General features: G+C 73.8%; 25 protein-coding genes and 1 pseudogene. 18 read left to right on the forward strand and 8 right to left on the reverse strand.

Features of this window, described 5'->3' with window-relative positions; genetic code table 11:
- Positions 1–46: 46 nt before the first annotated feature.
- Positions 47–1195, forward strand: a complete 1149-nt coding sequence (locus AC3YNX_RS05120; protein ID WP_489982327.1) for a DUF475 domain-containing protein — start codon at positions 47–49, stop codon at positions 1193–1195.
- A gap of 130 nt (positions 1196–1325) precedes the next feature.
- Here AC3YNX_RS05120 and AC3YNX_RS05125 read toward each other — a convergent pair whose 3' ends face one another.
- The gene (locus AC3YNX_RS05125) at positions 1326–2432 is read right to left on the reverse strand and encodes an MBL fold metallo-hydrolase (RefSeq protein WP_489994789.1); all 1107 of its coding nucleotides are present in this window, start codon (positions 2430–2432) and stop codon (positions 1326–1328) included.
- A 77-nt stretch (positions 2433–2509) separates the two neighbouring features.
- Between AC3YNX_RS05125 and AC3YNX_RS05130 the strand changes: the two genes are divergently transcribed.
- A complete protein-coding gene (locus AC3YNX_RS05130) occupies positions 2510–3478 on the forward strand; it encodes an aldo/keto reductase (RefSeq protein WP_489982329.1) in 969 nt (322 codons plus the stop codon).
- A 17-nt stretch (positions 3479–3495) separates the two neighbouring features.
- Here AC3YNX_RS05130 and AC3YNX_RS05135 read toward each other — a convergent pair whose 3' ends face one another.
- The gene (locus tag AC3YNX_RS05135; RefSeq protein ID WP_127781639.1) at positions 3496–4029 is read right to left on the reverse strand and encodes a peptidase; all 534 of its coding nucleotides are present in this window, start codon (positions 4027–4029) and stop codon (positions 3496–3498) included.
- 258 nt (positions 4030–4287) lie between these two features.
- On the opposite strand from AC3YNX_RS05135, the pseudogene AC3YNX_RS05140 reads away from it, so the two are divergent.
- The 4 genes and pseudogenes from AC3YNX_RS05140 to AC3YNX_RS05155 all read left to right on the forward strand — a co-directional run.
- A pseudogene (locus tag AC3YNX_RS05140) lies at positions 4288–4434 on the forward strand (alcohol dehydrogenase catalytic domain-containing protein); the annotation flags it as partial.
- A gap of 93 nt (positions 4435–4527) precedes the next feature.
- On the forward strand, positions 4528–5094 hold the full coding sequence (locus AC3YNX_RS05145; RefSeq protein ID WP_489994985.1) for a zinc-binding dehydrogenase: 567 nt from the start codon (positions 4528–4530) through the stop codon (positions 5092–5094).
- Positions 5095–5116: 22 nt separating this feature from the next.
- Entirely contained in the window at positions 5117–5950 is an 834-nt protein-coding gene (locus tag AC3YNX_RS05150) for an MBL fold metallo-hydrolase (protein WP_489994790.1), read from the forward strand.
- A complete protein-coding gene (locus tag AC3YNX_RS05155) occupies positions 5947–6633 on the forward strand; it encodes a hypothetical protein (RefSeq protein ID WP_489994791.1) in 687 nt (228 codons plus the stop codon). Before AC3YNX_RS05150 ends, AC3YNX_RS05155 begins: the two co-directional genes overlap by 4 nt.
- A gap of 22 nt (positions 6634–6655) precedes the next feature.
- On the opposite strand, the gene AC3YNX_RS05160 is transcribed toward AC3YNX_RS05155, so the two are convergent.
- From AC3YNX_RS05160 to AC3YNX_RS05170, 3 genes are all read right to left on the reverse strand, one after another.
- A complete protein-coding gene (locus AC3YNX_RS05160) occupies positions 6656–7783 on the reverse strand; it encodes a YncE family protein (protein WP_489982333.1) in 1128 nt (375 codons plus the stop codon).
- A gap of 135 nt (positions 7784–7918) precedes the next feature.
- Entirely contained in the window at positions 7919–8539 is a 621-nt protein-coding gene (locus AC3YNX_RS05165) for an alpha/beta fold hydrolase (RefSeq protein ID WP_489994792.1), read from the reverse strand.
- 50 nt (positions 8540–8589) lie between these two features.
- Complete coding sequence (locus AC3YNX_RS05170; protein ID WP_489994793.1) at positions 8590–9336, reverse strand: hypothetical protein; 747 nt, start codon at positions 9334–9336, stop codon at positions 8590–8592.
- Between the two features lie 196 nt (positions 9337–9532).
- Between AC3YNX_RS05170 and msrA the strand changes: the two genes are divergently transcribed.
- The 9 genes from msrA to AC3YNX_RS05215 all read left to right on the forward strand — a co-directional run bounded on the left by msrA (position 9533) and on the right by AC3YNX_RS05215 (position 17747).
- The gene (msrA, locus tag AC3YNX_RS05175) at positions 9533–10210 is read left to right on the forward strand and encodes a peptide-methionine (S)-S-oxide reductase MsrA (protein WP_127781645.1); all 678 of its coding nucleotides are present in this window, start codon (positions 9533–9535) and stop codon (positions 10208–10210) included.
- Between the two features lie 154 nt (positions 10211–10364).
- Complete coding sequence (ctaD, locus tag AC3YNX_RS05180) at positions 10365–12161, forward strand: aa3-type cytochrome oxidase subunit I (protein ID WP_489994794.1); 1797 nt, start codon at positions 10365–10367, stop codon at positions 12159–12161.
- 44 nt (positions 12162–12205) lie between these two features.
- Positions 12206–13069: an Fpg/Nei family DNA glycosylase gene (locus AC3YNX_RS05185; protein WP_127781647.1), complete on the forward strand. Its 864-nt coding sequence runs from the start codon at positions 12206–12208 to the stop codon at positions 13067–13069.
- A 50-nt stretch (positions 13070–13119) separates the two neighbouring features.
- Positions 13120–13452 (forward strand): hypothetical protein, encoded by a 333-nt coding sequence (locus AC3YNX_RS05190; RefSeq protein WP_127781648.1) that lies wholly within the window; start codon positions 13120–13122, stop codon positions 13450–13452.
- Between the two features lie 36 nt (positions 13453–13488).
- Positions 13489–14400 (forward strand): S49 family peptidase, encoded by a 912-nt coding sequence (locus AC3YNX_RS05195; protein ID WP_489994795.1) that lies wholly within the window; start codon positions 13489–13491, stop codon positions 14398–14400.
- A gap of 83 nt (positions 14401–14483) precedes the next feature.
- Positions 14484–14822 (forward strand): rhodanese-like domain-containing protein, encoded by a 339-nt coding sequence (locus AC3YNX_RS05200; RefSeq protein WP_127781650.1) that lies wholly within the window; start codon positions 14484–14486, stop codon positions 14820–14822.
- The gene (locus tag AC3YNX_RS05205) at positions 14822–15865 is read left to right on the forward strand and encodes a DUF4328 domain-containing protein (RefSeq protein ID WP_489994796.1); all 1044 of its coding nucleotides are present in this window, start codon (positions 14822–14824) and stop codon (positions 15863–15865) included. Before AC3YNX_RS05200 ends, AC3YNX_RS05205 begins: the two co-directional genes overlap by 1 nt.
- Positions 15862–16779, forward strand: coding sequence for a glycerophosphodiester phosphodiesterase family protein (locus AC3YNX_RS05210; RefSeq protein WP_127781652.1), 918 nt, complete (start codon positions 15862–15864; stop codon positions 16777–16779). The genes AC3YNX_RS05205 and AC3YNX_RS05210 overlap by 4 nt, the downstream gene beginning before the upstream one ends.
- Before the next feature lie 62 nt (positions 16780–16841).
- Positions 16842–17747: a DUF5926 family protein gene (locus AC3YNX_RS05215; protein ID WP_489982340.1), complete on the forward strand. Its 906-nt coding sequence runs from the start codon at positions 16842–16844 to the stop codon at positions 17745–17747.
- Between the two features lie 35 nt (positions 17748–17782).
- On the opposite strand, the gene AC3YNX_RS05220 is transcribed toward AC3YNX_RS05215, so the two are convergent.
- The 3 genes from AC3YNX_RS05220 to AC3YNX_RS05230 form a co-directional block, all read right to left on the reverse strand.
- Positions 17783–18943, reverse strand: coding sequence for an LCP family protein (locus AC3YNX_RS05220; protein ID WP_489994797.1), 1161 nt, complete (start codon positions 18941–18943; stop codon positions 17783–17785).
- Between the two features lie 130 nt (positions 18944–19073).
- Positions 19074–20309, reverse strand: a complete 1236-nt coding sequence (locus tag AC3YNX_RS05225; RefSeq protein ID WP_127781655.1) for an arginine deiminase — start codon at positions 20307–20309, stop codon at positions 19074–19076.
- Positions 20306–21100 (reverse strand): CPBP family intramembrane glutamic endopeptidase, encoded by a 795-nt coding sequence (locus AC3YNX_RS05230; RefSeq protein ID WP_489994798.1) that lies wholly within the window; start codon positions 21098–21100, stop codon positions 20306–20308. Before AC3YNX_RS05230 ends, AC3YNX_RS05225 begins: the two co-directional genes overlap by 4 nt.
- A gap of 55 nt (positions 21101–21155) precedes the next feature.
- Between AC3YNX_RS05230 and AC3YNX_RS05235 the strand changes: the two genes are divergently transcribed.
- The 3 genes from AC3YNX_RS05235 to AC3YNX_RS05245 all read left to right on the forward strand — a co-directional run bounded on the left by AC3YNX_RS05235 (position 21156) and on the right by AC3YNX_RS05245 (position 23510).
- Positions 21156–21827 (forward strand): hypothetical protein, encoded by a 672-nt coding sequence (locus AC3YNX_RS05235; RefSeq protein ID WP_489994799.1) that lies wholly within the window; start codon positions 21156–21158, stop codon positions 21825–21827.
- Between the two features lie 91 nt (positions 21828–21918).
- Positions 21919–22821 carry a prephenate dehydratase gene (gene pheA / locus AC3YNX_RS05240; RefSeq protein ID WP_489994800.1) on the forward strand — a complete coding sequence of 301 codons (903 nt, stop codon included), beginning with the start codon at positions 21919–21921 and terminating at the stop codon, positions 22819–22821.
- Complete coding sequence (locus tag AC3YNX_RS05245; RefSeq protein ID WP_489994801.1) at positions 22818–23510, forward strand: histidine phosphatase family protein; 693 nt, start codon at positions 22818–22820, stop codon at positions 23508–23510. The genes pheA and AC3YNX_RS05245 overlap by 4 nt, the downstream gene beginning before the upstream one ends.
- Positions 23511–23583 lie beyond the last annotated feature (73 nt).

Below are 23583 nucleotides of genomic sequence, written 5' to 3' on the forward strand. Positions count from 1 at the left end.
TCCGTCGTTCTCGCGACCTTTCCCTATTGCGCCGAAGGATTGTGCTGTGTTCAGAATTTTTGGTTGGTCAGTCGCGATCACCATCGCGGCCCTGGTGGGCACGTTGTTGGTGGGTGGGCCGGCGGCCCTGACCATCGTGGCGATCCTCATCGTGCTCGAGGTCTCGCTGTCCTTCGACAACGCCGTGGTCAACGCCAAGGTGCTCGTCCGGATGAACGAGTTCTGGCAGCGCATCTTCCTCACCGTGGGCGTGCTCATCGCGGTGTTCGGCATGCGGCTGATCTTCCCGCTGCTGCTGGTGGCGGTGACGGCCAAGATCAGCCCGGTCGAGGTGGTGAGCCTGGCGCTGGAGGGCGGCTCGATCGACGAGCCCGGCACGTACGCCAACCTGATCAACGCCGCACACCCCGCCATCGCCGGCTTCGGCGGCATGTTCCTGGGGATGCTGTTCCTGGACTGGCTGTTCGAGCAGCGTGACATCACCTGGCTGAGCTGGCTGGAGCGTCCGCTCGCCCGCATCGGCGCCCTCAAGCAGGTCTCCGTCGCGGTGGCCCTGATCGCCCTCGCCCTGGCTGCGGGCTTCTTCGGCCCGCACGCGCACTCCGGGGACAAGTCCTTCGAGGTGCTCCTCTCCGGGGTGCTCGGCATCGTCACGTACCTGGTGGTCAACGGCCTGGGATCACTGTTCGAGGGCGCCCAGGACGATGACGACGAGGCCGAGCTGGTCCCGGTCGGCGCGGACGCGAGGCAGGCGGACGGCAGCGCGCTCGAGCCCGCCGGCGCGGCCGGCAGCGGCCCCAGCACCCTGGCCAAGGCCAGCGGCAAGGCCGCGTTCTTCCTGTTCCTCTACCTCGAGGTGCTCGACGCGTCGTTCTCCTTCGACGGCGTGGTGGGGGCCTTCGCCATCACCCAGGACATCTTCATCATCGCGATCGGCCTGGGCGTCGGCGCCTTCTGGATCCGCTCGCTCACGGTGTACCTGGTGCGCAAGGGGACGCTGGAGGACTACGTCTACCTCGAGCACGGCGCGCACTGGGCCATCGGGGCGCTGGCGGTGCTCCTGCTGGTGACCGTGGAGTACGAGGTGCCCGAGGTCATCACCGGGCTGATCGGGGTCGGCTTCATCGGTGCCGCGTTCATCAACTCGGTCATTCGGAACAAAAAGGTCGGAGAACGGCCGCACACGTTCGTCTGACCCGCGTCCGCGGCGAGGCGTCAATTCGCGAAAAGAATGGCGCGAACGGCGCAAGCGACGCATTTCGGACATTCGGTAGTGAGGTGGGGCGGGTCCCCCGAAACGTGAGTGACGATGCGGGGTGAGCGCCTCAGCTGAGCGGCGTCCACCAGTCGTCGAGCGCGGGGGCCTCGTCCACCACGACCCGCTCCCCGGGGCGCGGCACGGCGAGCGCCACGCCGTGCTGCAGGGCGGCCTCGCGCACCCGCTGGGCGGGCTCGGGCCAGGAGTGGAAGGCCAGGTTGAAGGTGGCCCAGTGGATGGGGATGAGCAGCCCGCCGCCCAGGTCGCCGTGCGCGCGGACGGCCTCCTCCGGGTTCATGTGGATGTCCGGCCACTGGTCGCCGTAGGCGCCGATGGGGAGCAGGGTGAGGTCGAAGGGGCCGTAGGTCTCCCCGATGCCCGCGAAGGCCGGGGTGTAGCCGGTGTCGCCGCCGAAGAACACCGAGTGGCGTGGTCCGGCGATCACCCAGGAGGCCCAGAGGGTGGTGTCGCGCAGCAGCGAGCGGCCGGAGAAGTGCCGGGCCTCGGTGCAGGTGATGGTCAGCCCGCCCACGGTGGTGTGCTGGTTCCAGTCGAGCTCGACGATGCGCTCCTCGGGCACGCCCCAGCCCCGCAGGTGCGCGCCGATGCCCAGCGGCACCACGAACGGCGCGCTCTGGGTGCGCAGCAGGGCGCGCACCGTGGGCAGGTCGAGGTGGTCGTAGTGGTCGTGGGAGATCACCACCGCGGCCAGCTGCGGCAGCTCGGACAGCTCGGCCGGCACCGGGTGGATGCGCCGCGGGCCGATCACCGGGGAGGGCGAGACGCGGTCCGACCACACCGGGTCGACCAGCACCGTGGCTCCGTCGACCTCCACCAGCACCGTGGCGTGGCCCAGCCAGGTGGCGGCGAGCTCGGCGGCCGGGGTGCTCAGGTCGGGCTCCACCAGGGGCACCGGCCGCGACGGGCGTCCGCCGTGCCGACGCGTGATCATCGACCAGGCCAGCGAGCCGCCCTCCGTGGCGACCACGCCGTCGGAGGGCAGCGTGTTGTGGAAGGAGCCGTCGCGGTAGTGCGACGAGCCCGCGGCGTACGGGCGGATCTGGGACCGGGAGGCGCCCAGCGCGCGGGGCAGGCCCCACGCGGCGCGGCCGACGAAGGTGGCGGGGGCGACCAGGGTGGCCAGCAGGGCGTTGCGGCGGAGAGTGCGGATCATGTCCCAGAGCCTGACACCTGGGCGTGGCTGCTGCCTCTCCGGTGTCGCCACGGGCCCGGGTGACCCACACTGGGACGATGAAGTTCCTGGAGGTCAGCGGTCTTGGTCCGGTCAGCCGAGTGGGGTTGGGTACGTGGCAGTTCGGCTCCAAGGAGTGGGGCTACGGCGACGGCTACGCCTCCGGGGCCGCCCGCGACATCGTGCGGCGGGCTCGCGAGCTGGGCGTGACGCTGTTCGACACCGCCGAGGTGTACGGCTTCGGCAAGAGCGAGCGGATCCTGGCCGAGGCGCTGGGGGCTGAGCGCGCCGAGGTGGTGGTGGCCAGCAAGGTGTTCCCGGTGGCGCCGTTCCCGCCCCTCGTGCGGCGCCGGGCGGAGGGCAGCGCCAAGCGGCTGGAGCTGAGCTCCATCCCGCTGTACCAGGTGCACCAGCCAAACCCGGTGGTGCCGGACTCGGTGATCATGCCGGGGATGCGCAGCCTGCTGGAGGAGGGCCGCATCGGGGCGGTGGGCGTGTCCAACTACTCGCTGCAGCGCTGGCGCAAGGCCGACGAGGCGCTGGGGCAGCCCGTGGTGAGCAACCAGGTGCAGTTCTCCCTGGCCCACGCCGACCCGCTGGAGGACCTGGTGCCCTTCGCCGAGCGGGAGAACCGCATGGTGATGGCGTACAGCCCGCTGGCCCAGGGTCTGCTCGGCGGCAAGTACAGCGTGGCCAACCGGCCCGGTGGGGTGCGGGCGGCCAACCCGCTGTTCGGCACCGAGAACCTGCGCCGGGTGGCGCCGCTGCTGGACACCCTGCGCGAGGTGGCCGCCGGGGTGGACGCCAAGCCCGCCCAGGTGGCGCTGGCCTGGCTGCTCAGCCTGCCGCAGGTGGTGGTGATTCCCGGGGCGTCCAGCGTGGAGCAGCTGGAGTTCAACGTGGCCGCCGCCGACCTGGAGCTGCCCGCCGACGCCCGCACGGCGCTCACCGACGCCGCCCGCGCCTTCCGCCCGGTGTCCACCGTCCGCACCCTCACCGACGGCGTGCGGGAGCGGATCGGCATCTAGCGCAACGCGTCGGAGGGCTAGGCGGCGAGCAGCATCGCCAGTACGGCGGTGTCCGGATCACGGCTGGGATCGACCCCGTCGCGGCTGATCAGCCCGGTGATCGTCCCGCCGGGCTCGGTCTCCACCCACGCTGCCCGGTGCGCCAGCCCCAGGTACGGAATGCCCGGCAGCAGCAGGCACCCCGAGGCCACCCCGGCGCACTCGGGCAGCGACGGGGTGGTCTCCGACGGCGGGTGCAGCATCAGCAGCGCGGGCGGCTGGTGTCCGGCGAAGCGGCCGGGCTGCACCGCTCCCTCGCCCAGCACCGGGCCCTCCGCGGTCACCATGCCCACCGCGCGCAGGTCGGGATCGTCGGGGCACTCCTCGTGCACGCCGAAGACCGTGGTGGTGGGCAGCAGCCCCGGCACCGCGGCGGTGCGCACGGCCAGCACCAGCAGCTGGGTCCACTCCCGGGTGGAGGCCGGCCACCGGCCGCTGACCATGAATCCGCGCAGCTCACCACCCACGTGCAGCGGTGCGACCTCGACGTTGGCGCTCGTCTGTCCGGGCATCACGGACCTCCTCCACGGCGAGGGGACATCCTGGACGCGGACCCCGCTGGCACACAAGGCGTGTCGAGTGCCAGCCCGCGCGGGAACAGCCACCGCCCGTGATCTGTTTCACAGTGCATGACGACCTACGTGGCGGCCACGGCCTACGGCGGACCCGAGGTGCTGGCGGAGTACGACGAGGAGATCCGCGAGCCTGCACCGGGGGTGGCGCGGGTGCGGGTGCACGCCGCGGGGGTCAACCCCATCGACGTCAAGCTCTACAGCGGCCAGATGGGCGACGACGCCGCCAAGCTGCCGATGCGGCTCGGCTTCGAGGTCTCCGGCGTGGTGGAGGCGGTCGGCCCGGGCGGCGCGGTCGGCCCCGCCGGGACGGTGTCGGTGGGAGACGCGGTGATCGGCTACCGGGTGGGCGGCGGCTACGCCGAGGAGGTGTTCGTCCCCGGCCGCGCGGTGCTGCCCCGGCCCCACCACTACAGCTGGGAGCAGGCTGCCGGGCTGATGCTGACCGGCACCACCGCCGTGCACGCGCTGACCGCCACCCGGGTGGCCGCGGGTGAGACGGTGCTGGTGCACGGCGCCGCGGGCGGGGTGGGCCTGATGGCGGTGCAGATCGCCCGGGCGTGGGGCGCCACCGTCATCGGCACGGCCGGATCCGCCCAGCACGACCTGCTCCGCTCCCTGGGCGCGGAGCCGGTGGAGCACGGCGCCGGGCTGGCCGAGCGGGTCCGCGAGCTCGCTCCGCACGGGGTGCAGGCCGCGGTGGACACGGTGGGCGGCGACGAGGCGGTGGACGTGTCGCTGCAGCTGGTGGGCAGCCCGGCCCGAGTGGCCACCATCGCCGCGTTCGGCCGCGGTGACACGGGCATCAAGGTGCTGGGCAACGGTCCCGGCGCCGACCCCGGCACCGCGCTGCGCGACGCCGCCCGCATGGAGCTGGTCGCCCTGGCCGAGGAGGGTGCGCTGACCGTGGTGGTGGACGAGACCTTCCCGCTGAGCCGGGCCGCCGACGCCCACCGCAAGATCCTCACCGGACACACCCACGGCAAGATTATCCTGCGGCCCTGACCCCGCCCGTACCCTCACCCGGGTGCGGGCCACCTTCCTCGGCGTCTCCAGCGTCCTGTTGCGCGACAACAGCTCTGCTGTGCTCACCGACGGATTCCTCACCCGCCCCGGCCTGCTGCGCTCGGTCGTGGGCTCGGTCCGCCCGGACGAGGCGCTGATCGGCTCCGCCCTCACCCGGCTCGGGGTGGACCGGCTGGACGCGGTGGTGGTGGCGCACTCCCACCACGACCACGCCCTCGACGCGCCCACGGTGGCGCGGCGCACCGGGGCTGAGCTGGTGGGCTCGGCCTCCACCGCCCAGATCGGTGCTGGGCACGGCCTGGACGCCGCTCAGGTCCGCGTGGCAACCACCGGCGAGACCGTGCGCTACGGCAGCTTCGCGGTCACCCTCTTCCCCGCCGCGCACACCCCGCGGCCGGCCTTCCCTGGCGTGATCGACCGTCCGCTGCGCCCGCCGAGCTCCGTCCGCAGCTACAAGGAGGGTGGCTGCTACTCCATCCACGTCGATCACCCCGACGGCGCGGTCCTGGTGCACGCCAGCACCAACTTCATCCCGGGAGCACTGGCGGGCGTGGTGGCGGACACCGTCTACCTGGGGGTGGCCACCCTGGGCCGGCGCTCGGCGGAGTTCCGCGACGCCTACTGGCGCGAGGTGGTCACCCGCACCGGGGCTCGCCGGGTGCTGCCGGTGCACTGGGACCGGTTCTGGCGTCCGTTGAGCAAGCCGCTGCAGCCGCTGCCGTTCTTCGTCGACAGCTTCGCCGCCTCGCTGCGGTTTCTCACCGAGCGCGGCGCGGCCGAGGGCGTGCAGGTCAGCGTGCCCACCGCGTGGGAGACGGAGGACCCGTTCCGATGAGCACCCGTGCGCCCCGTCCCCCTGGCCGCCGCCCGAGCGGGGCCCGGCCGGCCCGCCGCACCGCGCCGCCGACCGCCCCCGACCGGGTGGGGCTGCGCACGCGCCTGGTCGCCGCACCGCGACGGGTTCGCGCGCTCGGTGCCGCGGTGGTGGGCCTGGTGTACCTGGGCGCTGTCGGGCTGGCCGCTTCCGGCGGCAGCTGGTGGGTGACGCTGTTGTGCGTGCTGGCCGGCGCGGCAATGGGTGCGGTGGTGGTGGCGGCCGAGCCCGGGCAGACCCAGGCCCTGGCCGAGCGACTGGGCTGGGAGAGCGGCCCCGGATGGCTGCGGGCCGTGCAGTCCGACGTGGACTCCGGCCGGCTGCCCCGCACCGACGCCACCGAGCGGGAGCTGGCCCGCCGCTACGCCTGGGTCCGCCTGGAGCAGCGCCGACCCGCGCAGCTGCTGGCCGCGGGGCTGGTCGCCGCGACAGTGGTCTACCTGCTGGTGGTGCTGCTGGGCGGTGCGGTGCCTGGCTCGGCCGTGCCTGGTCTGGTGGTGTTCCCGGTCGGGGCGGCGGCGGTGTGCGGGAGCACCTGGCGCCAGCACCGCACCTACGCCCGGGTCCTGCGGGTGCTGGGACCGGACGAGCGGACCTGGGAGCTGCGGCGGCTGCGCGCCCGCACCGGCGCGGACCGAGCCTGAGGCCCGCAGCCGTCGCGCTGGCTCAGCGCGAGGGCACCTGGTCCTGGGGGATCACCTGCAGCAGTCCGTCGGTGTTGCCCGCCACCAGGACCTCCCCCGAGGCAGGATCCACCGCCACCGAGTTGGGCTGGCGCACCGTGGGCAGCGTCCCCAGGGTGCGCGGCGCCCGCGGGTCGGCCACGTCCACCACCGCCAGCTGGTTGTCGGCGGTGCGGGTGATGAACAGCAACGCTCGGGCGGCGTCGTAGGCCAGGCCGTACGGCCTCCCTGTCGCCGCGATCCGGGCCAGCACCTGCAGCTGCACGTCGGGGCGGCCCTGGCGGTGGTCGGGCGGGGTCACGCGCACCAGGTACACCGCCTCGCCCACCGTGTCGGCCACCGCCACCACCCCCGCTGCGCTGCCCGTGCCCTGGGTCTGCCCGGGTGCGGCCAGCGCGATGGTGTGGGTGAGCTGGGTGCCCAGTGGCGTCTGCGCCACCAGCGTCCGCTGCGCGGCGTCGTAGACCCACAACCCCTGGCCGCGGACGTCGGAGACCACTGCGTACCCGCCCACAGCGGCGAGCCCGCCCGGCTGCGGTGGTCCGGCGGGCAGCTCGCCGACGACGGCGCCCTCGCGCAGGAACACCACGCCGCCGCCGAGCTCGTTGTTCACCACCACCGTGCCGTCGGCGGTGCGCACGGCGTTGTGCGGGTTGCGGCCAACCTCCGTGGTGCGGCGCAGCACGGCCCCGTCGGCCAGGCTGACCTCCAGCACCGTGTCGTTCTGCTCCAGCGGCGCGAGCACCGGCCCCCCGGGGGCGGCCAGGTCGAGGTGGCGCGGGGCACCGCCGTCGGTGGGCACCACCTGGCGCACCGTGCCCGCGGCCACGTCCACCAGGGCGATGCCGTCGGGGCCCTTGAGCCCCACCGCCGCTGTGCCGTCGCTGCCCACCACCACGGCCTCCGGGTTGTTGCCCACCGCGATGGTGCGGCCGACCGGGGCGACGCTCGGGGCGGGTGCCAGCCCTGGCTCGGCGGGACCGTCGGCCACCGGGGGGTTGCCGGGGGCGGGGGTCTGCGACGCGGTGGAGGACGAGGTGTCCGAGCCGGTGCACGCCGGCAGCAGCAGCGAGCCGGCCAGCGCCAGCGCCACCCATCCCCGCTGGGTCACGGCCGGCCGAGCCCGATCACCGGCGCCCTGCCGCCCGCGCGCACCTCAGCCAGATCCAGCACGCCGCTCATCTTGCGCTCCCGGGCCCGCGGCAGCGACTTCCAGCCGCCACCGCGGCGCCGAGGGCCGAGGGGATCAACCGGGGTGCGCCAGCTCGCCCTGGGCCCCGGCGTCGAAGGCGGCCTGCAGCACGGGGTCGACCTCTCGGCCCAGCGCGGCGCGGCAGCCCCACACCGCCAGCGAGGTCCACCAGCGGGCTCTGCGCAGCATGGCGTGGCTGTCGCCGGTCACCACGAAGCGGGCGAGCCGGTCGGGGACGCCCTGGGCGCGCTCGGCCCAGCGGGCGGAGAGCCGGGCGGGCACCAGCTGGTCCTGGTCCCCGTGGGCGAGCACCACGGTGCGCCCGCGCACGGTGGACACGCTCTCCCCGTCGGGCAGCCAGGGCGCCAGACCCACCACGCCGACCACACGGGGGTGGGCGGCGGCGGCGACCGCGGTGCGCCCGCCCATGGAGTGGCCCAGCAGCACCACCGGAGAGGTGCCGACCAGCTCGGCGAGCACGGCCCGCACGTCGTGCAGGGGGTCCTGGTGGTGTCCGTTCCAGCCCCGGTAGCGGTAGCGGACGGTGCCCACCGCGACGTCAGGCAGCGCCCGCTGCACGGCGCGGGCAAGGGGCAGCATCCGCAGCCGGGCCAGCCCGAGGGGCGTGGGCTGGGCCCGCGAGCTGGCCCTGCCGCCGGGCAGCACCAGGACCACCGGCTCCTCGCCCCGGGGTGCGCGCAGCCAGTCGACGCGGGGGAGGGCGGTCAGAGGAAGAGCACCAGGCAGAGGGCCAGAACGATGGCGAGCACCACCAGCACCGCCACCGGCACCAGCCAGCGCCGGCTGGGGGAGGCGGGCCCGGCGAATGGGGCTGCGTCGCTGTGGGCGCCCACGTGCTGCGGTGCGGCCTGCGGCTGCTGCCCCAGCGTCCACGGCGGCAGGTTGCCCTCTGCGCCGGCCGCGCTGGAGCCGCTCGGTCCGCGCTGGGGACCGACGCCGCCGCGGGCCCACGGGGGAGCGCCGACGGTGGAGTAGCCCGACGGTGCGGAACGGACCATCTGGGTGCGGTCGGCGTCGCCGGTGGGCGCTGCCGAACCTGGTCGGGCCGCCGGTCCGGCAGCGGCCCGGGCGGTCGGTGCCGTCGCACCGGCGGGCCGGCGCACCACCTGGGTGCGGTCCTCGGCGGGCGTGCTGCTGGCGGTGGGGCCGCGGCGGGGGACCACCTGGGTGCGGTCGCTGGTGTCCGCCTCGGCGGGGGTGCTCGCGGCGGGTGCCGGCCGGCGCACCACCTGGGTGCGGTCCTCAGCGGTGGCACCAGCACCCACACCGCCGGCGGCAGGGGTGCCGGCACCGTCGGGCCACTGGAACGGCGGCGGGAAGGGGCCGCCCGAGGCCGGTCCGCTGCCCGCGGCGGCGAGCAGCAGGTCGCGCTGCTGGCGGAACTGCTCGGTGGAGATGCGGCCGGCGGCGACCTCGGAGTCGAGCCTGCTCAGCTCGTCGTGCAGCGCCACTGTGCCTCCTTCTGCCGTGCATGCGCGTCGCGGTGCAGGGGCTTGTCGTGCTTCGGGCGGGGTGCAGGTCTGGTGCGTGGCTGTGCAGGCACGGAATAGCAGCCCCGTCGTGGACTGTTGACATTGTGCACGCACAACCGTGCCGGCAGGCGCAGATCGTCGACGACCTGCCGTCCGATCGACGTAGGGTGTCGCAATGTCCTGGTTCGACAGCATGTTCGGGTCCCCATCCACCGTGATCGCCCCCGGTGACGCGCTGCCCGGGCGGGACACGCCGGTGCGCGCCGGCGAGACGCACTACGTCAACGGCCGCCCGCTGCACCCGCCGTTTCCCGACGGCATGGCCACCGCCGTGGTGGCGATGGGCTGCTTCTGGGGTGCCGAGCGCGTCTTCTGGGAGCTGGACGGGGTGTACACCACCGCCGTCGGCTACGCCGGTGGCCACACCCCCAACCCCACCTACGAGGAGACCTGTACCGGGCGCACCGGGCACGCCGAGTCGGTGCTGATCGTCTTCGACCCGGCCCAGATCAGCTACGAGCAGCTGCTGCGGGTGTTCTGGGAGAACCACGACCCCACGCAGGGCATGCGTCAGGGCAACGACCGCGGCACCCAGTACCGCTCCGCCATCTACGCCATGGACGAGGCGCAGCTGCAAGCCGCCCGCAAGTCCCAGGAGTCCTACCAGGCTGAGCTGGCCAAGGCGGGCTACGGCGAGATCACCACCGAGACAGCGCTGCTGACCGAGGCTGGGGGTGGCGGCTTCTACTACGCCGAGGACTACCACCAGCAGTACCTGGCCAAGAACCCCAACGGCTACTGCGGGATCGGCGGGACCGGGGTGTCCTGCCCGGTGGGTCTCGGCGCGGTGTAACCGCTGATCGGGCCGTCTTTTCGGATGGCCGGCGCACGGCGACGGGGCTACCTTGGGGTGCCTGTCGCCGTGCGAGCCTCCTTGGAGGGCCGATGCAGTGTGTCGTGGGTGCAGCCGCCGCTAGGGCGGTCCGTCCGACCATGCCCGAGCAGTCATGACCGAGGTCGCCCCGCGGCCGGTCGTCACCCGCCCCTACCCGGCCCGGGTGGCGCCCAAGGGCAGCGCCATCGTCAAGTACTTCAGCACCACCGATCCCAAGACGATCGGGCTGATGTACCTGGTCACGGCGTTCGCGTTCTTCATGGTCGGCGGGGCCATGGCCCTGTTCATGCGGGCCGAGCTGGCCCGGCCGGGGATGCAGTTCCTCTCCTACGAGCAGTACAACCAGCTGTTCACCATGCACGGCACGATCATGTTGCTGCTGTACGCCACTCCGGTGGTGTTCGGTTTTGCCAACTACATCGTGCCGCTGCAGATCGGCTCGCCGGACGTGGCGTTCCCGCGGTTGAACGCCTTCTCGTACTGGCTGTTCCTGTTCGGTGGACTGATCACCCTGGGTGGGTTCATCACCCCTGGTGGTGCCGCTGACTACGGCTGGACGGCCTACACGCCACTGTCGTCGGTGGAGAGCTCGCCGGGTGCCGGCGCCGACCTGTGGATCATGGGTCTGGCCATCGCCGGCCTGGGCACCATCCTCGGTGCGGTCAACATGATCACCACCGTCGTCTGCCTGCGCGCCCCCGGCATGACGATGTTCCGGATGCCGATCTTCACCTGGAACATCCTCATCACGTCGGTGCTGATCCTGTTGGCGTTTCCCATCCTCACCGCCGCGCTGCTGGCGCTGGCGAGCGACCGAAACCTCGGTTCGCGCATCTTCGACCCCGCCAACGGTGGGGCGATCTTGTGGCAGCACCTGTTCTGGTTCTTCGGTCATCCCGAGGTCTACATCGTGGCGCTGCCGTTCTTCGGCATCGTGAGCGAGATCTTCCCGGTGTTCTCCCGCAAGCCGATCTTCGGCTACAAGGGGCTCATCTTCGCCACCCTGGCCATCGGGGCCCTCTCGGCCGCGGTGTGGGCGCACCACATGTACGCCACCGGCGCGGTGCTGCTGCCGTTCTTCGCCTTCACCACCTTCCTCATCGCCGTGCCCACCGGCGTGAAGTTCTTCAACTGGATCGGCACCGTGTGGAAGGGCCAGATCACCTTCGAGTCACCCATGCTGTTCGCGATCGGCTTCCTGGTGACCTTCCTGCTGGGTGGCCTCACCGGGGTGCTGCTGGCCGCCCCGCCGATCGACTTCCACGTGACTGACAGCTACTTCGTGGTGGCGCACTTCCACTACGTGCTCTTCGGCACCATCGTCTTCGCCACCTACGCCGGCATCTACTACTGGTTCCCCAAGATGACCGGCCGGATGCTGGACGAGAAGCTGGGCAAGTTCCACTTCTGGCTGACCTTCATCGGTTTCCACCTGACGTTCCTGGTGCAGCACTGGCTGGGCAACGAGGGCATGCCGCGCCGCTACGCCGACTACCTGCCCTCCGACGGCTTCACCACGCTGAACACGGTGTCCACCATCGGGGCGTTCGTCCTCGGCGCCTCCACGCTGCCGTTCCTGTGGAACGTCTTCGTCAGCTATCGCTACGGCAAGGCGGTCGACGTCGACGACCCGTGGGGCGGCGGCAACTCCCTGGAGTGGGCCACCACCTGTCCCCCGCCGCGGCACAACTTCACCGAGCTGCCCCGCATCCGGTCGGAGCGTCCCGCCTTCGAGCTGCACTACCCGCACATGCAGGACCGGATTCGCACCGAGGCGCACGTGGGACCCACCTACCAGCCCCGCACGGAGCCGATCGAGAAGTCCTCGAACCCCAACCTGTCGGAGTACACCCCCGGCGGCAACGAGCCAAAGGATCCGGGCACCACCAGCGGGAGCACCCACCAGTAGCGCTTGCTCTGGCCAACCGCTGCCAGCGGCGGCACACTGGGTCCGTGCCTGAGCTGCCCGAGGTAGAAGCGCTGGCCCACCACCTGCGCGAGCACGCCGTCGGCGCGGTCATCGGTCGGGTGGACGTCGCCGCCGTCACCGTGCTCAAGACCTTCGACCCACCGGTGAGCGCCCTGGTGGGACGGACCGTGACCGGCGCGACCCGCCACGGCAAGCACCTCGACCTGGACTGCGACGGGCTGCACCTGGTGGTGCACCTGTCCCGCGCCGGCTGGCTGCGGTGGTCGGACTCCCTCAGCGCCACCCCGCCCAAGCCGGGCAAGGGCCCGCTCGCGCTGCGGGTGCACTTGGGCGAGCCGCCGGGTGCCCCCGGCTTCGACCTCACCGAGGCCGGCACGCAGAAGCGGCTCGCGGTGTGGGTGGTGGCCGATCCCAGCGAGGTGCCGGGGGTGGCCAAGCTCGGGCCGGACGCGCTCAGCGTCTCCGTGGACGAGCTGGCGCCGCTGCTGGCCGGGCACCGGGAGCGGCTGAAGACGCTGGTCGTCAACCAGTCGTGGCTGGCCGGCATCGGCAACGCCTACTCCGACGAGATCCTGCACGTGGCGCGGCTGTCGCCGTTCGCCACCGCCGCCCGGCTCACCGACGACGAGGTGGCCCGCCTGCACGCCGCGATGCAGACGGTGCTCACCGACGCGGTGCAGCGCTCGGTGGGCCAGGACGCGGCCCGGCTGAAGGGGGAGAAGCGCTCCGGCCTGCAGGTGCACGCCCGCACCGGACTGGCCTGCCCGGTGTGCGGGGACACCGTGCGGGAGGTCTCCTACGCCGAGCGCTCCTTCCAGTACTGCCCCACCTGCCAGACCGGGGGCAAGCCGCTGGCCGACCGCAGGATGTCGCGCCTGCTGCGCTGACTCCACCCACCCGTCGGTGCCGCCTCCGGGTCCGTGGCAGGCTTGACGGCATGGCTGGAGACGACAACGCAATGAACGAGGACATGCTCGAGCCGAGCGTGAGCCTGGACCCCGACGAGATCGGTGACCCGGTGTCGGACACCACCATCGCGGAGACGACCGAGGACTGGCTGGGCGCCGACCGCGTCGGCACCACCGCCGCCGAGGAGCGCGAGGGCGAGACCCTGGACGAGCGCCTGGCCGAGGAGGTGCCCGACATCGAGCCGATCGAGCAGCTCGACCGCCCGGCCGCGGCGCTGGAGCCCGAGGAGCTCGACGAGACGGTGGACGACGTGGTGGTGCCGGACGAGCCCGTGGACGGCGAGGACATCAGCTACGACTGAGCCTGTGCGGCACGGGCGCTCCGTATCCTGACTCCCATGACGAGCTGGAGTGTTGCCGTGCCCAAGCCGCTCAGCGACCGGTTGCCCGCCCGGCTCACCGGCGAGCACGCGCCGGTGGTGTCGGTGGTGCGCCTGCACGGCGTGATCGCCGCCGGAGCGGCCGGGCTGGGCCGCCAGCAGCTGAACGCCGACAACGTGGAGGCCGCGCTCAAGCGGGCCTTCACCGCCGACGGGGTGCAGGCGGTGGCGCTGGCCATCAACTCCCCTGGTGGCTCGCCCACGCAGAGCCAGCTCATCGGCAGCCGCATCCGCCAGCTGGCGGCCGAGCACGACGTGCCCGTCCTGGCGTTCTGCGAGGACGTCGCCGCCTCTGGTGGCTACTGGTTGGCCTGCGCCGCCGACGAGATCATCACCACGCCCACCTCCATGGTCGGCAGCATCGGGGTGGTCAGCGCCGGCTTCGGCATGGAGGGCCTGATCGACAAGCTCGGCGTGGACCGCCGGCTGCACACCGCAGGGTCGAACAAGGCCCGTCTGGACCCCTTCTCCCCGGAGAAGGAGGAGGACGTGCAGTGGCTGCTGAGCATGCAGGCCGACATCCACCGCGAGTTCGGCGCCTGGGTGCGCGAGCGACGCGGCGACAAGCTGGTGGGCACCGACGACGAGCTGTTCACCGGCGACGTGTGGATCGGCCGTCGGGCGGTGCAGATGGGCCTGGCCGACCAGGTGGGCGTGATGCGCGAGGTGCTCGCCGAGCGGTACCCCAGGGCGACGGTGCGCACCATGCACGCCAAGAAGTCGCTGGCCGCCCGGCTGGGGCTGCCCGGTGGCGGTGCGGAGGCCGTGCTCGGCGGGGCCCTGCCCGGTGCGGGGCTGGCGGCGGCCCTGGCCGGGGAGCTCGTGGGCGCGGTGGAGCAGCGCGCCGCCTGGGCCCGCTTCGGCCTGTAGCGACGGCCCCGCGGACCGGGGCGGGGACCGGGGCGGGGACGAGGGCGTGTGCCCGCGCAGGGCCGGCGTGGCAGCATGAAGCGGTGACCGACCTGCCGAGCACCACCGTTGCCGATCTTCCCGCCGAGCTGCCCGAGGGGGTCGTCCTGCTGGACGTCCGCGAGGACGACGAGTGGGCCGCCGGGCACGCCCCCGAGGCGGTGCACGTGCCGATGGCCGACATCCCGGCTCGGCTGGACGAGCTGCCCGCCGACGCCGACCTGCAGGTGGTCTGCAAGGCCGGTGGCCGCTCCGCTCGCGTGGTGGCCTACCTGCAGCAGGCCGGCCGCCAGGCCACCAACGTCGAGGGCGGCATGCTGGACTGGCAGGCCGCCGGTCGCCCGCTGGTGAGCGAGACCGGCGCTGAGCCCACCGTGATCTGATGCAGCAGTTCTGTCACCGGTGTGCCGCCGCGCTGCCCCTGCGGGGACGGCCCATGCAGTGGTGCCCGCGGTGTGGCGGCGTGCTGTCGGCGCCCACCACCACCCCGCCGGTGGCGCTGCGGTGGGTGGCCAAGCCCCCGCCGAGAGTGGTGGAGCGCGTGGTGCTGCGCCGCGAGCTCGGCCCCACCCCCCGCTACCAGCACGTCCCCCGCTGGGGGATGCCGCACACCCCGGTGCCGCGGGTGAGCGTGCCGCGCCCGCCCACTGCCCGCCAGCGGATGGCTGCACTGGCCGACACCGCCGGTGCCCTGCTGACCGGCGCCGCAGTGGTGCTGGCGCTGGCCGCGCTGGCCGAGCTGTGGCGCTACCTGCTGCTGCTGCGCAGCCGGTCCGAGCTGCTGGGCGCCACCACCGTGGCCATCTCCGACGCCGCGGTGATCACCACCGGCGTGCTGTCGGTGCTCACCGTCCTGTTCGCCATGGTCGTCTGCACGGTGTGGCTGGTGCGCGCCCGGGCGGCGGCGGCCGAGCGGATCGGCCGCCGCGATGCGCGCAGCGCCCGCAGCATCGCCCTGGGCATCTTCGTGCCCGGCTGGAACCTGGTGGCCCCCGGTGTGCTGCTCACCGAGCTGGAGCGCGACATCGACCCGGAAAGCCACGGCCCGCGGCCGTCCCGACGGCTGCGCTGGTGGTGGGCCGGGTGGGTGCTGTCGGTGGCGCTGGCCGTCGGGGCGTGGTTGTGGCGGCTGCGCGACAGCGTGCAGGCCCAGGCCGACGGAGTGCTGCTGGTGGCGCTGTCGGACGTGGTGGCTGCCGCCGTGGTGGTGCTGACGCTGCGGCTGGTGCGCGAGCACACCGCGGCGCTGGACCCAGCCGCGGGCTCCCGCCGGCGGCGGCGCACCCGCTGGGTGGCCGCGGTCCCCGTCGGCGCAGCTCCGGCCGTGGCCACAGCACCGAGTGCGGCCGTCGCGCCGCGCACCGAGGCACCCGCGCCGGGCGCCCGGACCGACACCGAACCTGCGCTGGCCGCCACCGGTTCATGAGCAGCGACCTTCCCGGGCAGCGACCTGTGGTGAGCGGGGACTCCGGCCGGCGTCGCACCCCGCTGGTGGTGGCGCACCGAGGGGCGTCGGCGGTGCGCGCCGAGCACACCCTGCAGGCCTACGAGCTGGCCCTGGAGCACGGCGCCGACGCCCTGGAGTGCGACGTTCGCCTGACCCGCGACGGGCACCTGGTCTGCGTGCACGACCGCCGGGTGGACCGCACCTCCACCGGCCGGGGCGTGGTGAGCCAGATGACCCTGGAGGGCCTCGCGGCGCTGGACTTCACCAGCTGGCACGACCCGGTACCGGAGAGCGCCGACGAGCTGGTGGGTGAGGGCTCGCACCGCGCCGACCTCCTCGACCTCGACGCCGGCGAGCGGGGCGAGGCTGATGCGCAGACCGAGGAGACCGACACGGTTCCCAGCATGCTCACGCTGGCCCAGCTGCTGGAGCTGGTGACGGACTACGCGCGCCCGGCCCGGCTGTTCATCGAGACCAAGCACCCGGTGCGCTACGGCGGGCTGGTGGAGGCCAAGCTGCTGGCGGAGCTGCGCCGCTACGGCCTGGCGTCGCCCCCCTCGGCCGCGCACGCCCGCGCGGTGGTGATGAGCTTCTCCCCGAGCGCGGTCTGGCGGGTGCGGCGCTCGGCGCCCATGCTGCCCACCGTGCTGCTGGGGCGCACCGCCGCTGCGCTCGCCCCGCTGACGGTGGCCGCGGTGGGGGCCACCGCCGTCGGCCCCGGCATCAACCTGCTGCGCGCCGACCCCGGCCTGGTGCTGCGCGCCGCCGAGCAGGGCCGCGCCACCTACACCTGGACGGTGGACTCCGCCGAGGAGGCCGCGTTCTGCCAGGAGCTGGGCGTGGGCTGGATCGCCACCAACCACCCGCAGGCCATGCGGGGCTGGCTCACCTGAGGCGGCCGCCGACCACCACAGCGGCCGGGGACGGGCCGGTGCGGCCTCTGTAGGTTGAGCCTGTGGCTAAGAAGAGTGGACGCAAGGCGGGGCCCCGAGCAGGGCGCACCCGTACCGAGAAGGCCCCTCGCCCGGTAGTGGTCTCCCGGCCCTACGAGGGCCTGGCCGCCGAGTGCGACCTGGTGGCGCTGCGGGAGTTCGTCCCGTCCGCCACCGCGCAGCTGACGCTGGCCGAGTCGGGCCGCCCGGTGCTGCTGGGCACGGTGCTGCCGATGGCCTCGGCCGCGCTGGTGCGCGCCGGTGGCGAGGGCGGCACGCCGCCGGAGACCGGCATCGTCGGCCTGCAGGTGCAGACCCGGTCCGACGACATCAGCCGCGACCTGGGTGGGGCGATCGCCTGGTCGCGCCAGGCCACGGCCGGCGAGGTGCTGCAGATGGTGGACGGCACTGGTGAGCACGCTCCCCGGGCGCAGGAGCTGCTCGATCCCACCGCCGAGCTGGACATCACCGTGCACGACGACTTCGGCTGGTGGCTGCCCGAGGGGCAGACGCCCACCGACGAGGTGACGCTGAGCCTGGAGCGGGCCAACGACGCCATCCTGCCCACCGCGCTGCTGCAGGCCGACGGCGTGCGCAGCGCCTGGTGGGTGGACGCCGGGGAGAAGGCGCACCTGCGCTGGGTCCGCCCGGAGGACGAGGACGCGCTGATGCTGGCGCTGGCCCGGGTGCACGCCGAGGGCCGGCTCACCCTCGGTGAGGGCTCCCGCTACGCCGGGTCCTTCCGCGCCCACGGGCTGCTGGTGCCGGTGTTCGACCTCGACCGGGAGAAGCACGCCCAGGAGTGGGCCGAGGCCACCACCGAGCTGGGCCGGGCCCTGGACGAGGCCCTGGCCGTGGACGCGCCACTCACTGCGGAGCAGCGTCGCTCCCGGGACGGGCTGCGCACCCGCCAGATCACCATCCGCTAGAGCTTCCGCACGCCGCGGCGAGCTGCTGCCCGGGCCTACCTGGGCTTGGTCAGCAGCTCGCTCGGCACCGGCTCGTCCGCGGCGATCGCGGCCCAGAACCGGGGGGCGTCGGAGGTCCACCGTGACCCGCCGTCGAACGGCACGGTGGTGGTGACCATTCCGCCGCGCATGGCCCAGCCCATCGCGGCCAGGTGCCACAGGTGGTCGCCGTCGTCCACGGTGAATGAGCTGACCCCGTTGGTGACCAGCGGGAACACCCGGAACGGGTTGAGCAGCGTGCCCACGCTGGAGGCCTTGCCCATCAGCGCGGAGAGGAACTCCCGCTGGTGGGCCACCCGGGTGACGTCGGCGTCGGGGTAGTCGTGCCGGTTGCGGACGTAGGCCAGTGCCTGGGCGCCGGTGAGGTCCTGGCAGCCGGGCTCGAACCGGGCTCCGGAGAACGGGTCGTTCATGCCGGGCGGGTCGATGCACATGTTCACCCCGCCGACGGCGTCGACGAGGTTGGCGAAGCCGCCGAAGCCGATCTCCGCGTAGTGGTCGATGCGCACCTTGGTGGCCACCTCGATGGTCTGCGCCAGCAGCGGCGCACCCCCGATCGCGAACGCAGCGTTCACCTTGTCCCTGCCGTGGCCGGGGATGGTGAGCTCGGAGTCGCGCGGGATGGAGACGAGCGTCGGGCTGTCGCTGCCCTCCGGGATGTGCAGCAGCATGATCGTGTCGGTGCGCGAGCCGCCGGCGTCGGACTCGCTGCCGGTGTTCAGCGCCTGCTCCTGGTCCGGGGTGAGGCCCACCCGGCTGTCCGAGCCGACGAGCAGCCAGTTGGTGCCCGGCGTGTCGGCGACGCGGCCCGGGTAGTCCTCCAGTGCCTCGGTGCGCTTGAGGCTGGAGTCGAGGTAGAAGAAGAACCCGACGAACAGCAGCACCAGCACCAGCGCCACCACCCCGATGCGGCGGCCCCAGCGGGGGCGACGGCGTCGGGGTCGTGGCGGGGCAGAGCCCACTCGGCGGGGGTCGGCCGGGCGCTGGGGCGGCTCACCGGAGCGTGGCTGTGCCGGGGGCTGGTCACGGTAGGGCTGGTCGGCGTAGGGCCGTCCGACGCGGGTGGGCGGGTACTGCTGGTCGGACCGCGCGCCGGCACCAGGCTGCGGGGGCACCTGCGACCACGCGCGGGGACGTTCCCGGGGGGCCTGCGGCATGGCCCTGGTCGGCTCGTCGCCACCACCTCGCGACGGACTTCTGCCCGCATTCCAGCCATCCATGCACAGCGACGATACGCAGGGGGGTGCCGGTCCGGCCGTGAAGCACCCCGCGCCGGTGCGCCGCGCCTCAGCCCGGCAGCGGGTCGCGCACCAGCGGGCAGGACATGCAGCGGGGTCCGCCCCGGCCGGAGCCGAGCTCGGAGCCGGCGATGGGCAGCACCTCCACGCCGGCCTCGCTCAGCCGGGCGTTGGTGCGCACGTTGCGCTCGTAGGAGATGACCACCCCGGGCTCCAGCGCCAGGGTGTTGTTGCCGTCGTCCCACTGCTCACGCTCGGCGGTCACCGGGTCGCTGCCGGTGTCGATCACGCGCAACCGGTCGATGCCCATGGCCGCAGCCGCGGCGCTGCGGAAGGGAGTCGGTCCACCCACCAGCACGGTTCCCGCTCCCGGGTCCCCGTCGTGGCCCGGCCGGATCGTGTACGCGGTGAGGCTGTCCACCACGGCGGAGTACATCACCATGGCGTCCCGGTCGACCATGGTGCAGACGGTGTCCAGGTGCATGGTGGCCCGCTGCTGGGCGATGGGCACCGCCAGCACGGTGTGCGCCACCCCGTCGCTGAACGCGCTGCGCGCCACCGCCTCCGCCCCGGCCGGGGTGGTGCGCTCCCCGACACCGATGGCCAGCACACCGGGCGCCAGCAGCAGCACGTCGCCACCCTCCACCGGCGCCGAGGCGTGGCCGTAGGCCCGGGCGGAGCCGGCGAAGCGCGGGTGGTGGCAGTACACCAGGTCGGTCAGTGCGGTCTCCCGCGACCGGGCGGGCAGGGCCAGCGCGCTGATCGCCACCCGCTCACCCACCCAGAACGACGGGTCGCGGGTGAACAGCAGGTTGGGCAGCGGAGCGAGGAGGAAGTCGCTGCCGTGGTGCATGCGGTGCACCAGCGACGTGCCGGCGGCGGCCCGGCTGACCGGCAGCTCGTCGAAGGTCAGCCCGGCCATGAGCACCCCGGCCAGCTCGGCGGCGTCTAGCTGGTGCAGGTGCTCGCTCAGCGCCTCGGCGAGCCCGGTGCCCAGCCGACGGGCGTCCACGGCCTCGGAGATGCCCCGGATGCGCGCGTCGGTGCCGGTGAGGGTCTCGGTGAGCAGCTGGGCCAGCAGCAGCACCTCCACCCCGCGTCCACGCAGCAGGTCGGCGAAGGCGTCGTGCTCCTGCTGCGCCCGCTCCACCCAGGGCAGGCCGTCGAAGAGCAGCTGGTCGGTGTTGCGTGGCGTCAACCGCGTCAGCTCGGGGCCGGGGCGGTGCAGCAGCACGCTGCGCAGCCGTCCCACCTCGGTGTCCACCGGGCCCACGGTGCTGCTCACAGCCACCCCACGTGTGGGGCGAGCAGGGCGTACCCGACGAAGGCCACCACGTCGATGAGGGCGTGGCCGACCACCAGCGCCCACAGGCGGTGGGTGCGCTGCCAGACCCGGCCGAACACCAGGCCCAGCACAACGTTGCCCAGGAAGCCGCCGAAGCCCTGGTAAAGGTGGTAGCTGCCGCGCAGCAGCGCCGAGGCCAGCAGGGAGCGGTTCTCGCTCCAGCCCAGCTGGCGCAGCCGGGTGATCAGGTAGGCCACTACCAGGGCCTCCTCCGCCCAGGCGTTGGCCATGGCCGCGCCCACCAGCACCGGCACCCGCCACCAGGTGTCGCCCAGCTCGGTGGGGACCACGGTGAGGTTGATGCCGATGGCGCGGGTCACCAGGTAGAAGCCCAGCCCGGGAATGCCGATGAGGGCGGCCAGACCGGCGCCCGACAGCAGGTCGCGCCGCGGTGCGCTGCGGTCCAGGCCCACCGCACGCAGCGCGAGCCCGCCGCGCCAGAGCAGGAAGATGCCGAGCCCACCCCACGCGGCCAGGCGCAGGATGCTGAGCAGCTGGCCGGCCAGGTCGAGCAGGTCGGCCGAGGCCTGCGGCACGTTGATGGCCACGCTCTGGTCCGACAGCGGGGCCGGGGCAGCCAGGGAGTCCAGCAGCGACACCAGGCTGCGCAGCCCGGACATGCCCAGCGTCACCAGCAGCACCAGGGCGATCTCCCAGTGCAGCACCCGACGCTCGCGGCCGGCCACCACCGTCGCGACCGGGGGCGGGGGCCGCAGCCAGGCACTGGTCACGGCTGCGACGTTAGCCGCGCGCACGCCGGTGGTGCGGACTGGCTACCGTCGCAGGGTGGCCACTTTCCTCACCCTCGGCGTCCCGGAGCCGCGCGCGGGCGATCCGCTGCTGGCCCGGCTGCTGGACGACCGCGCCGGTCGACGACTGGCGGGGCCCCTGCACGCCCACCCGGTGGTGCTCGCCTCCCGGCTGAGCCGCCCAGGCGCTGACGGCGGCGCCCCGGCCGCCGGACCGGTGGTGGTGGAGCTCGACGTCGACCCCGCCGGGCTGCCCGAGCACACCGCCGTCCGCTACACCCTGCGCCCACCGCCGGAGCAGGTGGCCGACGCCCTCGCCGTGGACCTGCCCAGCCCCCGCGCCGTGCGGGTGAGCGCGCTGACGGACGTGCACCGGGTGGAGGCGGCCGGGCACCACCCGCAGCTGGACGCCGACGCCGACCCGGCCACGGTGGCCGACTTCCTCGCCGTCCTGGCCCACAGCCCGGTGGGCTTCATCGCCCGGGCCGACGACGCCGCCGGGGTGCTGCGAGTGCTGGCCGCCACGGTGGCCGCGCTGCGTGGCGACGACGTGCGCACCGCCTGGCGGGCGCCGGACGCCGCCCGGGTGCGCGCCGTGCCGGCCCCGGCGGCGAAGGCGCTGCGCGAGGTGCTGCTGAGCGTGGAGGTCCCCGACGCGTCGCGGGTGGCCGCCGACCTGGCCGAGGCCGGGCTGGAGCCACTGCCCTGAGCGGGGGCCGGGTGAGTTCGGGTGTCGCCGACCGAGTATCGGGCGGCCGTGCCTGCGCGACCGGTGCCGCGACACTGCGTAGGGTCGACACGTGCAGCGCGTGAGCTATCTCGGACCGGCGGGAACCTTCACCGAGGCCGCCTGCCGGCAGCTGGTCGACCCCAGCGCCGAGCTGGTCCCCGCCGCAACCCCGCCCGCGGCCCTGGCGCTGGTGCGCGACGGGGTGGTGGACGCGGCCTGCGTGCCGATCGAGAACTCGGTGGAGGGCTCGGTGCCCCCCACGCTGGACGCCCTGGCCAGCGGCAGCCGCCTGCAGGTGGTGGCGGAGACGGAGCTGGCGATCCGCTTCTCGGTGCTGGTGCGACCGGGCACGGCCGCCGCCGACGTCCGCACGGTGCGCACCCACCCGCACGCGGCCGCGCAGGTGCAGGGCTGGCTGCAGGAGCACCTGCCCTGGGCCGACCTGCAGGTGGGCGGCTCCACCGCCGCCGCTGCCCACGAGGTGCAGCAGGGCACCGCCGACGCTGCCGTGGCCACCGCGCTGGTCGGCCGCCAGCTCGGGCTGGAGCCGCTGGCCGAGGGCGTGGCCGACGTCGCCGACGCCCGCACCCGCTTCGTGCTGGTGGTGCCGCCGTGCCCGCCGCCGCCCCGGACCGGCGCCGACCGCACCTCGGTGGTGCTCACGCTGGACAACACCCCGGGTGCGCTGGTGCAGGCGATGAGCGAGCTGGGGCTGCGCGGCATCGACCTCACCCGCATCGAGTCCCGACCCACCCGCACGGCGATGGGCACCTACCGCTTCTACCTGGACTGGGTCGGCCACGTGGAGGACCCCGTGGTGGCGGAGGCGCTCGCGGCGCTGCACCGTCGCTGCACCGAGCTGCGCTTCCTGGGCTCGTGGCCGGCGGCGGTGACCGACCCGGGCTCACCTCCCCCGCCGCCGGGCGATGCCGCACAGTGGGTCGCCAGCATGCGGACGGGAGGCCAGGAGTGAGCGAGCAGGTGGCGCAGGTGGGACTGCCGCAGGGCAGCCTGATCCTGGCTCGGCACGGGCAGACCTTCTCCAACGTGCGCCACCGGCTGGACTCCCGGCCGCCCGGGGCGCCCCTGACCGACCTCGGCCACCAGCAGGCGCAGGCGCTGGCCCAGACGCTGGCGCCGGTGCCCAAGGCGGTGGTGGTCAGCTCGGTGGCGACCCGCGCCCGACAGACGGCGACACCGGTGGCCACCACGTCCGGGCTGGACCTGCGAGTGCTGCCGGGGCTGCACGAGACCGACGCCGGGGCGCTGGAGGACCGGGAGGACCGCAAGGCGCACGAGGAGTTCATCCGCGTGTACGGGTCGTGGCACGAGGGTGCCCTGGACGAGCGGATGCCCGACGGGGAGAGCGGCCGGGAGGTGCTGACCCGGTTCGTGCCCGTGCTGGAGGAGCTGCGGGAGGAGCACCTGCAGACCCCGGACTCGCCGAACGTGCTGGTGGTCAGCCACGGCGCGGCGATCCGGCTGGTGGCGGCTCACCTGGCCAACGTCAACCGCGCCTTCGCCGCCACCTACGCCCTGCCCAACACCGCGCTGGTGGTGCTGCAGCCGACGCTGGACGGGGGGTGGCGCTGCGTGCAGTGGGACACCCACACCCCGCCGTTCACCCCGCCGGACGACGCCGCGGTGCACGGCCCCGCCTGAGCCCTTGGGGCGTCTGCAAGTACCACCAACAGCGCCCCCAGCGGTCTGCAACCGCTACCAAGACCACCCCGGA

The sequence above is a fragment of the Rhodococcus sp. Z13_19A genome (assembly GCF_058133575.1).

Coding starts and splice junctions, on each gene's coding strand:
- AC3YNX_RS05125 (WP_489994789.1), bottom strand. CDS start 2,432: ATGATCCGCACTCTCCGCCGCAACGCCCTGCTGGCCACCCTGGTCGCC.
- AC3YNX_RS05130 (WP_489982329.1), top strand. CDS start 2,510: ATGAAGTTCCTGGAGGTCAGCGGTCTTGGTCCGGTCAGCCGAGTGGGG.
- AC3YNX_RS05135 (WP_127781639.1), bottom strand. CDS start 4,029: ATGCCCGGACAGACGAGCGCCAACGTCGAGGTCGCACCGCTGCACGTG.
- AC3YNX_RS05145 (WP_489994985.1), top strand. CDS start 4,528: ATGCTGACCGGCACCACCGCCGTGCACGCGCTGACCGCCACCCGGGTG.
- AC3YNX_RS05155 (WP_489994791.1), top strand. CDS start 5,947: ATGAGCACCCGTGCGCCCCGTCCCCCTGGCCGCCGCCCGAGCGGGGCC.
- msrA (WP_127781645.1), top strand. CDS start 9,533: ATGTCCTGGTTCGACAGCATGTTCGGGTCCCCATCCACCGTGATCGCC.
- ctaD (WP_489994794.1), top strand. CDS start 10,365: ATGACCGAGGTCGCCCCGCGGCCGGTCGTCACCCGCCCCTACCCGGCC.
- AC3YNX_RS05190 (WP_127781648.1), top strand. CDS start 13,120: ATGGCTGGAGACGACAACGCAATGAACGAGGACATGCTCGAGCCGAGC.
- AC3YNX_RS05195 (WP_489994795.1), top strand. CDS start 13,489: ATGACGAGCTGGAGTGTTGCCGTGCCCAAGCCGCTCAGCGACCGGTTG.
- AC3YNX_RS05205 (WP_489994796.1), top strand. CDS start 14,822: ATGCAGCAGTTCTGTCACCGGTGTGCCGCCGCGCTGCCCCTGCGGGGA.
- AC3YNX_RS05210 (WP_127781652.1), top strand. CDS start 15,862: ATGAGCAGCGACCTTCCCGGGCAGCGACCTGTGGTGAGCGGGGACTCC.
- AC3YNX_RS05220 (WP_489994797.1), bottom strand. CDS start 18,943: ATGCCGCAGGCCCCCCGGGAACGTCCCCGCGCGTGGTCGCAGGTGCCC.